This is a genomic window from Archangium sp., assembly GCF_036389735.1.
GTDB lineage: Bacteria > Myxococcota > Myxococcia > Myxococcales > Myxococcaceae > Archangium.
Window position 1 is genome coordinate 1 of the sequence record NZ_DASVWK010000896.1, and the last position, 12,390, is coordinate 12,390.

Below are 12,390 nucleotides of genomic sequence, written 5' to 3' on the forward strand. Positions count from 1 at the left end.
CGGTCTCTCCTTCCTCCGGCCGGACGAGGAGCGGGCGCCGCGCGGCGGGGATGCGTTGGGGCTTCGCCTGCGCGGACCGGGCCTCTTCGGGGTCGGCTCCGTGGAGGCGGCCTTCCGACGGCGCACGGCGGGCTTCTCCGATGGCGTCCACGCGGACACCGGCTCCTTCCGTCAGGTCTCGCTGCGCGCCGTACAGCCACTGGGGCCCTGGCGCCTCACCCTGCTCGGGGACGATCGGCTCTCGGTGGATCCGCGGCGGCCCTTCTCCAACACGCCGCTGGAGGCGCGCACGCTGGGCGTGGGCTTCGGCTACGAGCGCCAGGCGTGGGGCGTGGGGGTGGAGCTGCGCGATGCCTGGCTGCGGGCCAGCGAGGAGCCCGGTGGCGACGGGCCCCTGCTGGAGGGAGGCCGGACCTCGGCGGGACTCCACGGGCACCTGCGGTTGAACAGTTGGCTGGACGTGTTGGCCAGCCACCGGCAGGCACTGGTGCTGCGCGGCGAGGGCCCGGGCCGGGTGGACGACTCGTTCTCCTCGGTGGGCGCGGACGTGGGGCTCGCCGATGCCGTGCTGGGCGTGCGCGGTGGCTGGGGGCCCGAGCTGGGTCCGCTGGCGTGGGTGCAGGGCACGTGGCACCGGGGCAAGGAGGTCTACTACGGCAGCTACTCGGTGGACGTGGACGGGCCGGACTTTGGCGCGGCGCGCGCGGTGAACGGGGCGAGCACGGAGCTCGGGGACGGGACGAGCCTCTTCGTGGAGGACGTGGCCTCGCACGACGCGAACGCGGTGCGGCTGGCGCGGGCCGTGGGCTTCCAGCAGACGCTCTTCGACGCGCTGCGGGTGGGCGCGCGCTACGAGCACGGCGTGCGCCACCCGCTGGACATCCCGAGCCCGCTGCGACGGGACGTGGGAAGCCTCTCCGGACAGCTCGTGCTGGAGCGCTTCCGGGCGGACGGGCGCTTGGAGCTGCGCTTCGCGCGCGGCACGCCGGTGCGCGGCACGACGGAGCCGGTGGATCGCGTCCAGGCGGTGATGATGCTCGCGACGGAGGCGGTGCTGCGCGAGGACCTCTCACTCTCCGGGCGGATGAACTATGGCCGTACGTATGACCGGCGGAGCAGTCGGGTGGAGGCGCGGCTGCTCGAGGGCTATGCGGCACTGGCGTGGAGACCGGGCCCCTTCCTGCTGGTGGCGCGCTACGGACTCACCCGGGAGCTGCTGCCCGGCGAGCGCGCCGTCTTCGGCGAACGGGGTCAGCAGATAATTTCACTGCTGCCGGCGGTGCGAGTGGGAGACCGCTTCGGTCTGGCGGCGGGGCTTCACGCGGGCCGAAGCAACCGGGGCGAGGTTGCGATATGGGTATTCACCGGCTCCCTGCGTCCGTCGGTTCGGGTGGTGGGGGGCCTGGAGGTGGCGGTGGAGGCCGCGCGCCGGTCGGTGGCGCCGGAAGGGGAAGCGTTGGGTTCGCTACGTGGCGAAGTGGCGTACCGGGTGGATGAGCGACTGCGTGTGGCCGCTGGCTATACGCTGTTGGGGTTCACCGGGACGGGCTTGCCGGAGGAGACGCGTGATGGTTCCGACAGGCTCTATCTTCGGGCGGAGCTGGCGTACTAGGTGGAGCACGCGCCTGAGGCTCGTCGCGCTGAGCGTGGTGGCGGGCCTGGTGCTGCTGGGGGCCGCGAGCGCGCACGCGGACTGGCGCACCAACGTCTCCCAGGGCACGTTCGGCAGGCCCCTGGGGGCCGTGGAGCTGTGGTCGCCCGGAACCTTCTCGGTGGGGACCACCAACGGGGCCGTCCTGTTCGAGGACGGCGGCACTTCGCCTTCGCGGAGTCTTTCGGGGACCTCGGTCGGTACCTATTACGAGGCGAGCGACGACTGCTTCATCTCGGTCGACGTCGCCGGGAATCGCACCGGCTTTCGAAGCAATACGAGCCCGTGTGTGAACAACGTCCCGTTCATCATGACGCTCAATGGAGGGAGCGAGCCCGTCCTGCGGGTGAGGGAGGCCCGCGGCGGTGGAGCCGCGGCGATCTCGGGGAGCGGCGCGACCTTCCAGGTGTTCTTCGCGGATGCCGGCATGTCCGGCGGTGACAGCGCCATCGAGCGCAACATCGAGGAGGGCTACTTCTTCAATGGTTCGCTCGGGGTTCAGCGGGTGGGCAACACGCTCTATGCGGCCGTGGGAGCCGTGGACACCGATGGGGTCGTCATCTGGTACTCCAATGGAAATGAGCCGGGAGCCGACATGGGCTGGCCCGTGAGCGGCTCGGGCGCGGGGATGGTGCTGGCGATCGACACGTTCTCCCCCGATGGACTGACTGCCCATGCGGTGGTGGGGACGGAGAAGGGCTTCCTGCGGAGCACGTTGAAGGGAGGCCAGAGCACCCTCTCACCGGTCCAGTGGCTCGAGCCGGGAAGGAAAGTGACCAGCCTGTCCATGAACGTGGAGGCGGGGGGCACGAACGGACACGGCTTCGGCATGGCCCTCGTGTCGTTGCCGGACGGTAGCCATGCGGTGGCGAGCGCCGTGCCCATGGTCGATCCCGCCCAGGCGGGCAGCCGCTGGGTGTTCAGGCCCCTGCCAATGGCCGGCTTCTCGGGTGCCACCCTGCGCGATGTCTCCTGTACGGGGGCGAGCGACTGCGTCATCTCCGCCGAGCGCAGTGGCGTGGGCACCCTCTTCCTCTACTCCAACGCCGCGAAACCGCGGCTCTCGACGGAGGCCTCGCTGCCGGACGGCTCGGTGGTGCTCGACGAGAACAGCGAGCGCCAGCTCACCTTCAGCGCGGTGGATCCCGATGGAGATCCGGTGCTGGTGGCGGCCTCCGCATCGAGGGGGCTCCCAGGGGCCTGGACCCTGACGCAGGTCGACGCGGGCGTCGATGGAGGCTGGCTGCCGGGAGACCCCGTCGTGGTGAAGGTCTCCAGCGGCGCCGTGTGTGAGAGCCGGGAGGTGGGCGCTTTCAAGGTCCTCGCCGCGGATGGCCTGGCCGCGCACGACGTCACCTGGGAGCTGCCGGTGTACGTGAAGCACACCCAGCCTCCTGCGGTGCCCTCGGTGAGTCGCTCCAAGCTCCAGCTGGTCGCGGGAGAGACGGATCCCCTGCGGTTCGAGGTGGGCGCACCGGTGGGAGCCTGCGCGCTCACGGGCTTCCACTGGAGCGAGGTGTCGGCACCCGTGGGCCTGCCGGCTCCGACGCTGGTGCAGGACGGGAGCACGGCCCTGCTCACGGCGCCGCCGAACCTCTGTGTGGAGGCTGGAGCGAACTTCACCTATCAGCTCGTGGTGAATGACGCCGCGGGGCTCAAGTCCTCGCCCGCGCACTTCGATGTCCGCGTGGCGCCCTGGGGCAGACCGAGGGAATCCTTCGTGGGCACGGAGCCGGTGCGCCTGGTCGCGGGTCAGTCGCGGGTGCTCGCCCCCGAGCAGTCCGTCCACGTGTGCGCGGACGCCGCTGGCTTCCCGGGCGTGGAGACCACGTGGCTCCTCGACGGAACGCTGGTGGAGGATGGAGGCATCACCGTGCGCGACGTGGCCAGCGGCACGGCGGTCTCTCGATTCCCGGTGCGGGCGGCGGGGCTCCAGCTCGAGACGCGGGACTGCCTCGATCCAACGCGCCTGAGGTTCACCGCCGTGAACCGCACGCGGACCACCGGTGGGCTCTCCAGCGAACCCTCGACGCGCGAGGTGGTGATCGAGACCCGGCTGACACCGCCCGAGCAGGGCATGCTCGGGCTCCAGCGGGAAAACCTGTCTCCGGAGGGGACGCTGACGGTGCGGCTGGTGCCGGAACTCAACTGCCTTGAGCGCCGCCCCGAGCTGTTCGCCGATCTCCAGGTCGCGCGGGTGGACGGAAGCGGGAGCGTGCGGCGGGAGCGGGTGCGAGTCCCGGGCAGTTGGGATGTCGACGTGGCTCCGGGCTGCCAGGGAGGTCGCTTCCGGGTGACGGGCGCGCTGGTGGGCGAGGCGGGGACGCACTCCGCCGAGACGTCGCTGGAAGTGGACACGCCCACGGTGCCCGCGGGGCTGGCGGCCCTGCCTCCCACGAGCCTGGTGGCCACCTGCGAGGGTGCCCAGGCCACGGTGACCCAGACCTTCCCAGCGGGGACCTGCCAGACGCCGGACGTCACCTGGACGCAGGTGTCCGGCCCGCCGCTCGCGCAGGCTTCGTTGAAGGGGAACGCCGTGCGACTGGCCACCCGGGATACCGGGCTGGAAACGCTGGTGGGCGAGTCCGTGGTGGTGAAGGTGACGGCGAACGGGGGGCCGGGCAATGAGGCCTCGATCGAGCATTCGCTGCCCATCACCGTGGAGCCCTTCGTGCGGGTGCGCCGCCGCACCGAGGTGCCGGCCGCCTCGGAGACGGGGTTCGTGGGCGTCTCCGTCGAGCTCCGCAACAACACCGCCTGCGGTGTGAAGGGCGTGAGCTACGTGGAGCGCCTGGAGGGCCTGACGTACGTGGAGGGCAGCGCGCGGTTCGACGGCCAGCCCGTGGCCGCCAGCTGGGCGGACGGAGCGCTCACCGTGACGGGGCTGAGCTTCGAAGCGGAGGGCACGGGGACGCTCACCTACGTGGCGCGCCCGCACCTGGTGGGCGAGCGCCGCATGGAGGGCGAGGCCCGGCTCAACGGCGTGCTCGTCTCCATCCACGAGGACTCCGGGCCGAGCGTGCCGGTGTCCGGGTGCGGCTGCACCAGCTCGGGTCAGGCCCCGGTGCTGCTGGCGCTCGGGGCGCTGGCGTGGGCCGTGCGCCGCCGTCGCCCTACAGGCCGAAGCTGATGCGGCGGCGGTTGGTCGGCTCGTCGCGCCGCTCCTCCAGCACGCCGATCAGCTCCAGGCCCCGCAGCGTGGCGAGCGCGTCTCGCTCGGGCAGCTCCGTGACGGCGAGCAGGTCCTCCACCGTCTTGCTGCCGTCCGCGTAGGCCAGCAGCAGGGCCTGCTGCCCCTTGAGCTTCAGCTCGTGCAGCCCATAGGGAGGGGCCGCCGAGGGGAAGAGGCGGCGCGAGTGCGGCATGTGCTGGCGCAGCTTCACCAGGGGCTCTGACTTGAGGATGCCCTCGAGGATGAGATCCCCGGGGAACACCGACAGCTTCACCAGGCCCGCACGCGGCGGACGCATGGGGCTGAAGCCATAGGCGCCCTCGGTCCACGAGAAGGTGGACCAGAGGATCTCCTTCACCTGCTCCTCGATGAGCTGCCGACGCTGCTGCGCGTCCATCAGGCCCAGGCGGCTCATCGCCTCGCCGGAGCGGAGGTTCTGCTCGCGCGCGAGCGTGAGTACCTCCTGGAGTCTGGCCTCGGGCAGCACGCCCCGGCGCACGCAGAAGCGGGCGAAGCGCTCCTGGGCGAGGTTGGAGGCCGCGTACACGGGGCGGCCCGCCTCGAAATAGACGACCTTGAGGACGGCGCCCTGCTTGAGCTTGAGCTCTCCGCTGTGGCGGGCCTCGTAGTAGGCGTTGAGCAGCCGGGGAATGCTGGTGTCCTTCAGGTCCCCCGAGAGTGACCACTCGGGCGGGGTGCGGCGCTGCGGGCCGGGCGCGGTCGTCGCCGCCTGGCTCTTGGCCCATACCTTCTCGCGCTCACCGAAGGGCAGGGCGAGCCCGGGCTCCGGCCCGAAGGCGGCGGGAGTCTCCTCGGTACTCTCGCCCCGTGCCTCGGTCTCGACGGGGGTCTCGTCCCGGGTCTCGGCCTCGCTTCGGGCCTGGGTCGCTGCCGGTGCCTCCTCGATGGGGTTGAGCGCGTCCAGCACTCCGAGTTCCTCGAGGTCCGACGTCCCGACGGTGACGGTGCCCGCCTCCTCCTTGAGGATGAGGGGCTCCCCCCCGGACACGGTGATCTCCTGGTCGGTGGACTCGGGCGCGGGGGCCTCGCCGTGCGGCTTCTCCTCCGGCGCGGCGGTCGCGGGGGCCGGAGCCTGTGCGACCGAGGCGGAGATGTCCTCCGGGGCCGGAGCATGCACCTGCGTGGTGGGCTCTGGCGCGAGGGTCGGAGCCGGAGCCTCGACCCGCATGGGGTCCTCGGCCTCCTCGACGAGCGCGAGCCCCATCACGACGGGAGTCAGTTCCTGCGAGAGCGGGCGGAAGGGGGGCGGTGGGGCGAAGACGGGCTCATCCTCCTGGCTGGAGTCGGCGCCGAAGCCGGGCTCGTCGTCCACGTCCAGCAGGGAGGCATCCTCGAAGACGACCACCTCGTCCTCGTCTTCGGGAGGGGGAGGGGGCAGGGGGCGCGTCAGGCCGCACAGCTGCTCGACGGCCTCCAGCAGCTGGAGCAGCTCGAAGGGCTTCTCGAAGAAGGCGCGGGCGCCGTGGACCTCGGTGGCCTCGCGGGCGAAGCGGTCTCCCTTGAAGACACCGCTGACGGCCACGGCGGGGATGGCATGGTCCCGGAGCGCGGAGAGCACCGCGCTGCCCCGCATATCGGGCAGCAGCAGGTCCACGATGGCGGCATGGAAGGCCGCTGGACGCAAGAGTGCCAGCGCGGCCTCGCCGGTATGCACGGCCTGGGCCTCATGACCGCGGCTCTCGGCAGCGGCGACCATGAGGGAGGCCAGTTCAGGATGATCCTCGACGATGAGCAGTCGCGCCATGGGGGGCGGGCACCATACCATTCCGTTCATGGACGTTCAGGGCTTCCACCACTTGGCCATCCAGGTTCGGGATGTAGAGAAGGTCACTGCTTTCTACCGGGAGGTGCTGGGGTTCTCTGAGCTCAAACGGCATCACCGGCCGGATGGCTCGCTACGCAGCGTGTGGGTCGAGGTGCCAGGCGGGGGCTTTCTCGCTCTGGAGGAGGTGTCCGGCGAGCCCGAGCCGGGCCCCTTCCGGCACGAGCAACCGGGCCTCTTCCTGCTGGCCTTCCGCATCCACCCGGCGGCGCGGGCGCGGGCGGTGGAGACCCTGAAGGGGGCCGGGGTGGCGCTGGAGCACGAAACGCGGTGGACGGTGTACGTCCGGGACCCCGAGGGGAACCGGGTGGCGCTCAGCCACCACCCGGAGGACCCGGTGCCCTGAGGGAGGACTCCGAGGCGCTCCTTGCGGAAGACGGCGGGGGGCGGATACAAGCCGTGCCGCATGCGCCTGGGCGAACTGCTCCTCCAAGAACAGCTCATCACTCCTGATGCATTGGAGGAGGCGCTGGAGTCGCAGGTCGTCCACGGTGGGCGGCTCGGGACGAACCTCGTCGAGCTGGGACTGGTGTCCGAGCAGGACCTGGCACGGGTGCTGGGCGCCCAGTACAACGTGGCGTCCTCCTCGGGCGAGATGGTGCCGGATCCGCGTGCGCTGGAGCTGGTGGACCTCAACGACGCGGACGAGAAGGACTACCTGCCGATGCGGGTGGACGCCACGCGGATGAGCGTGGCGGTGCTCAACCCGCATGATCTCCAGACGCTGGACGCGCTGGCCTTCAAGACGGGCAAGCGCGTGGTGCCGGTGGTCATCCCCGAGTTCCGGATGAACCAGCTCCAGCGGCGCTACTGCAAGGCGTTCCGGGCGATGCGGGCCATCGACATGAACGTCATCCGGCCCACGCGCAAGCAGCAGGAGGAGGAGAAGGCGGCGACGAAGGTCGCGGACCTGATGAGCGAGGAGGAGTTCCAGTCGCTCTACGCGCAGGCGCTGACGGGAGGAGGCGCGGAGGCGGAAGCGGAGCAGGTGCTGGACCTGGTGGAGGCGGTGGTGGAGGAGGAGGCGCCCGCTCCGGTGGTGCAGGGGTACGTGCCCGAGCCCGAGGTACCGGTGGTGCAGGGGGCGCCCATTGTCGTTCCGCCGCCGGTGCCCGAGGTGGCGCTGCCGCCGGTGGCGCCGGCGAGGGCCCGTCCGACCGTGCCGGTGGCGCCGGAGCCGCCGCCCAAGCCGCTCACCTTCGCCGAGGCGCAGGCGGAGCTGTCGCGCAGCTCGGATCGCGAGCAGGTGGCGACGACGGTGCTGCGCTTCGCGCTGGGCAAGTGGAGGCGGAGCCTGCTGCTGAGCGTGCAGGGCGACCTCGTGACGGGCTGGCGCGGGATGGGGAAGGGCGTGCGCGAGGCCGCGGTGAAGCGCATCGGCATCGGCCTCCAGGGGCCGAGCACCTTCCGGCTGGTGCGCGACACGCGCTCGCACTACGTGGGGCCGGTGCGACGGGACGCGGCCTCGGGCGCCTTCTACAAGCTGCTGGGAGGGGACTACCCGACGACGGCGGTCATCCTCCCGCTGCTGGTGCGCGGCAAGCTGGTGCACCTGCTGTACGTGGACAACGGCCCCGGCCAGCTCACCCCGCCGGACGTGGGCGAGCTGCTCATCCTCTCGCAGAGCGTGGGCCGCTCGTACGAGGCGATGATCCGTCAGCGCAAGAGCGCGTGAACCACCTGGCGCTGTTGCTTTTCATATTTCTCGCAGGGTGTAGCGTCACCACGCGCGGCGTCCGTCCCGGCACCGGTCAGGACACGCTCAAGTCGGGCCTGCCCGTGGCGACGCAGGCTCCGTCCTCGCCCACACCGCTCCAGGGCATTGCTGGCGAGGGTCTGGGCAATGGCCTTCCACGCGCCGTACTCCGACTCGTGCCCCAAGGCGCTATCACCGCGGCGGAAGCAGCGACTGGTGCCGCCACGGGCGAGGCCCTCGTGGCGGGCGGCGCGCTGGTGGCGGCAGGCGGCAGCGTGGTCCTGGTCTGTTTGACTGCCAAGGCAGCACTGGACAGGAGACAGACGCCACTCGACATCGCCGACACGTTCTACGGCACGCACCTCGGCGACCTTCAGGGGTGGGTTCAAGGCTGCTATGCGCCCAAGAGCACGGTGCATCCGGGTACACCTGTGCGCACGCTTGAGCTGAAACCGACATCCGAGCCTCACGCGCCTCCCGGGCCAGGTCCAGGCGCCGAAAAAGACAGAGACACAAAGCGTCTGGGTCGCATCTATGTGACTTACACGAAATTCAACAGAAAAACCAAGCGCTCCTATTCGGGTCGAACAAGCATGGTCATTGACCTGGATAAAGGCTTTGAAGCGCAAGCCAACCTGGCTGTTGCCTCGCGTGATCTGAACCATCACATCAACAAAGACGAAAATGATGAACCGAAAAGCCCTGGGTTCCTGCCGGCCGTGCGTGACGAGTTCGATGTCGGAACCGCGGTCAACCATGCGAACAGGTATCACGACGTCGCTTACTGGCGGATCCGCGGGAGAGAGCAGCAGTTGATAGACTTCCATGGGGGCGCTCAGTCCGACAACCAGGCGCCGTATCGCACCGAGAACGTCCAGCGCGGCGTGGCGAAAGACAATCCAGTGGGCAGGCTGTTCCACGACGCCGCCACGAAGCACTGGGGGCAGCTCTACCCCTACACCGGAGACTGAGAATTGGGCAAGCAAAAGCACAAGACAGGCACGTTTATCAGACTGGCGCTCGCCGATGGTTCCTTCGGATACGGTAGACTGCTTGAACCACCCTATGTTGCCTTCTACAATCACAGGACCACGGTTCCAGACTCTGATTTGGACAGGATTGCGTCAAAGCCTGCCCTCTTCAAGATTGCCGTCAACCTGCTGGCTCGGAACGCATGGGATCTCATCGGATGGAGGGCGCTTGAGGAGCATCTGACTCAGCCGCTCGTTCAGTTCAGGCAGGACGTGGGAGACTTCCGTCGCTGCACCATCTTCGATACCGCTGGTAAGAAGAGAGCCGCCGAGCCCCAGGAGTGTGTGGGGCTCGAGCGGGCCGCGGTCTGGGAAAAAGATTCTGTCGAGGAACGCCTGCTCGATGCCTTACTGGGAAGGCCCAACGCCGCTCAAGAGCACCTGAAGGTACGTCTGCGTTAGAGCACCGAACGGCTTGATGCGAACCCGTCACTCGTCCACATCGACGTCACCCGCTTCTTGATGATGCCATTGGAGGCGGCGGGAATCGAAGCCCACCACTCTCAAGGTGTAGGAGCGGGTCAATCCCTGGAAAAGATTGCAGGAAGACCTCACCGTTTCATCGGTTCCGCGGGTCCGGCTTGCCAGACCGGACCCAGTGGTTGGCGCGTCTGGGGTTCGGGAAGAGACGGCCGGTGCCGTGGCGCTACGAGGGCACCGAGGCGTCCCCGGCCGTCGCGCCGCCTCCGGCCGACGTGTGGTGGTGAGAATGCTGCGCCTCCCCGGCCTCCCACCAGATTTCCGGCAGAGGCTGGAGGAGTTGCGCGGCCAGCTCGAGTAGACCGCGGGCGTCAGCTTCCCTGACCCAGGGAGGGGCGGGCCCCGAGAGCGGCCCCTGGCTGCTGGAGGCGTTGAGCGGCTCGCCGGGCCGTCACGGCTTGTCGTAGGCCACGTCGAACGTCATGTTCTGGCGAGGCTCCAACCGGAAGGACTTCTCCCAGCGTGACTTGCCGTTGGTGACGACGAGCTGGTGCTCGCCCTCGAAGATGGAGAGCTTCGGGCCCGCCTTGCGTCCGTTGAGGAGGATGCGCGAGCCCGCCGGGGCGCGCACCAGCACGGTGCCCTTGCCGATGAGCATGCGCTGCGTGGTCGTGCCCTTCGGGCGCACGGTGATGGCGCGGGTCGTCTTCCGCACCCCCTTGGCCGGGTTGCTCAGCTCCAGCGTGTACGTGCCCGGTGCGAGCGGCACCGTCAGCGGCGTGCGGCCGAGCAGCTTGCCCTCCAGGGACACGTCCACCGGCGGCAGCACGAAGAGCTGGAGCTTCGTGGTCACCGGCACCTGCGCACTGGCCGGTGTCGCGGGGGCCTCCTTGCTTCCGGAGGCAGGGGGCGTCGCGGGAACCGTCCCCGAGGCGGGCACCACGGAGCCTCCCGGCGAGGAGGGCATCGTGCCTCCCGCGAGCACCACGGTCGGAGCCGTGCCCACGTTACCGCCCGGCGCGGACGGGGCGGTGGCCACGGTCGTTCCCCCATCTTCCGGCGCGAGCCGCGCGGTGGCCGGACCCGCCGTTACGCCGGCATCTCCGGGAGCGGCTTGCGCCACCACCTCGGCCGGAGCCGGGGTCGGAGGTTTCGTGGCCTGGACGGGCGTGGGCGAGGGGCGCGCGACGGCGGCCATGCCCATGTCGAAGGACTCCTGGGTGGCCTGCTGGCGCCCGTTCCACACGAAGAAGCCAGCGGCGGCGGCCGCGGTGGCCAGCGCGCCCGCGATGAGGGGAACACGCGAGCGCCGCTTCGGGGGACGGGGCGTCTCCGCCTCCTCCGCCCGCTCCGACACCTCTTCCTTCTTCGGCTCCCCGCGGGGAGGCGGAGGCGGTGGGCGAAGAGGCTCCTCACGGGCGGGCAGCGGCCGGGCCACTCCGGGCCGGGCGTGGGGGCCGGTGAGCTCCAGCACCGAGTCGATGGCGTCCGCGTCCTCGGCCTGGAGGACGACATCCAGCGGGATGTCCTCCTCCGGTGCCTCGGGGTTGGCGGAGACGATGGGCGAGCTGCCCGAGGAACGCGCGGGCACCAGGGCCTCGAAGTCGCCGGTGGGCCGCGGGGGCGGGGGCGGGAGCTGCACGGCCGGGAACGCCGTGCCCGAGACACGCCGGGTGAAGTCCGCGAGGCCGATCTCCAGCATCTGGCGCCGGGTGGCCCGGGCGTCGCGATCGGGCGGGAAGAGCTGGGAGAGGAACTCGGAGAAGGTCTCGGCCGAGGGCAGGCCCTGGACGGCGGCGACCACGGCCTCGCGGAACTCGAGCGCGGTGGCGTAGCGCTCGTTGGCGCGCTTGGCGGTGGCGCGTTGCACCACCTCGGCGAGCGGACGCGGCACGTCGGGCGTCAGGGTCGGCAGCGGCCGGTTGATGATCGCCTGATCCGGATCCTGCGCGTCCTGGAAGGGAATGCGCCCCGAGAGGCACTCGTACAGCATCACGCCCAGGAGGAACACGTCGGTGCGGGCCGTCATGGCCTCGCGACCGCCGATGAGCTGCTCGGGGGCGCTGTAGTTGCGGCGGTTGCGTACGCGGCGGCCATTGCGCTCGCGGGGCGCGACGCTCAGCGCGCCATAGCCCGTCACCTTGCACACGCCACTGAAGGAGACCATCACGGTCTCCGGGCGCAGGTCTCCGTGGACGAGCGCGGTGCCGTCATCGTTGCCGGCCAGGTGGGCGTAGTGGATGCCCATGGCGACGTCCGAGACGATGAGCGCGGCGAAGGCGGGAGGCATGCGCGAGCGCACCTCCAGGAGCCGGCGCAGCGACTCGCCGTCGGCGAACTCGGTGATGCGGGCAAGGCCGGCGTCCAGCGGGACGAGCCCGTGGACGCGGAGGATGTTGGGGTGGTCCAGCACGGCGGCGCGTTGCGTCTCGCGCTGAAGCCCGGCGGAGAGATCCGGATCCCGAGCCACCTCGGGAGGAGCCCACACCAACACCACGGGACGGGGAGGAGCGCCCTCCTCGAGCGCCAGCCCGAGGAAGGCCCGAGAGCCTTCCCCCGCCAGCAGGGGCCCGAGGG

At 70.4% G+C, this 12,390-nt stretch carries 7 protein-coding genes and 1 pseudogene; 6 read left to right on the forward strand and 2 right to left on the reverse strand.

Annotated features, from left to right (window positions below):
* Positions 1 to 1,612 (forward strand): annotated as a pseudogene (locus VF794_RS31945) (flagellar motor protein); the annotation flags it as partial.
* Positions 1,569 to 4,781 (forward strand): MYXO-CTERM sorting domain-containing protein, encoded by a 3,213-nt coding sequence (locus tag VF794_RS31950; protein WP_331116904.1) that lies wholly within the window; start codon positions 1,569 to 1,571, stop codon positions 4,779 to 4,781. The pseudogene VF794_RS31945 and the gene VF794_RS31950, both read left to right, overlap by 44 nt.
* On the opposite strand, the gene VF794_RS31955 is transcribed toward VF794_RS31950, so the two are convergent.
* Positions 4,765 to 6,588, reverse strand: a complete 1,824-nt coding sequence (locus VF794_RS31955) for a response regulator (RefSeq protein ID WP_331116899.1) — start codon at positions 6,586 to 6,588, stop codon at positions 4,765 to 4,767. The genes VF794_RS31950 and VF794_RS31955 overlap by 17 nt on opposite strands.
* Positions 6,589 to 6,616: 28 nt before the next feature.
* Here VF794_RS31955 and VF794_RS31960 point away from each other — a divergent pair, with 28 nt between their 5' ends.
* The 4 genes from VF794_RS31960 to VF794_RS31975 are packed head-to-tail and all read left to right on the forward strand — an operon-like array spanning position 6,617 to position 9,795.
* A complete protein-coding gene (locus VF794_RS31960; RefSeq protein ID WP_331116905.1) occupies positions 6,617 to 7,012 on the forward strand; it encodes a VOC family protein in 396 nt (131 codons plus the stop codon).
* Between the two features lie 60 nt (positions 7,013 to 7,072).
* Positions 7,073 to 8,341 carry a hypothetical protein gene (locus VF794_RS31965; protein ID WP_331116900.1) on the forward strand — a complete coding sequence of 423 codons (1,269 nt, stop codon included), beginning with the start codon at positions 7,073 to 7,075 and terminating at the stop codon, positions 8,339 to 8,341.
* Positions 8,338 to 9,333: a hypothetical protein gene (locus VF794_RS31970; RefSeq protein WP_331116901.1), complete on the forward strand. Its 996-nt coding sequence runs from the start codon at positions 8,338 to 8,340 to the stop codon at positions 9,331 to 9,333. Before VF794_RS31965 ends, VF794_RS31970 begins: the two co-directional genes overlap by 4 nt.
* Before the next feature lie 3 nt (positions 9,334 to 9,336).
* Complete coding sequence (locus tag VF794_RS31975; protein WP_331116902.1) at positions 9,337 to 9,795, forward strand: immunity 26/phosphotriesterase HocA family protein; 459 nt, start codon at positions 9,337 to 9,339, stop codon at positions 9,793 to 9,795.
* Between the two features lie 469 nt (positions 9,796 to 10,264).
* Here the strand turns inward: VF794_RS31975 and VF794_RS31980 are convergent.
* A partial coding sequence (locus VF794_RS31980) for a protein kinase domain-containing protein (protein ID WP_331116903.1) occupies positions 10,265 to 12,390 on the reverse strand: 2,126 nt, incomplete at its 5' end.

Coding starts and splice junctions, on each gene's coding strand:
- VF794_RS31950 (WP_331116904.1), top strand. CDS start 1,569: ATGGTTCCGACAGGCTCTATCTTCGGGCGGAGCTGGCGTACTAGGTGG.
- VF794_RS31955 (WP_331116899.1), bottom strand. CDS start 6,588: ATGGCGCGACTGCTCATCGTCGAGGATCATCCTGAACTGGCCTCCCTC.
- VF794_RS31960 (WP_331116905.1), top strand. CDS start 6,617: ATGGACGTTCAGGGCTTCCACCACTTGGCCATCCAGGTTCGGGATGTA.
- VF794_RS31965 (WP_331116900.1), top strand. CDS start 7,073: ATGCGCCTGGGCGAACTGCTCCTCCAAGAACAGCTCATCACTCCTGAT.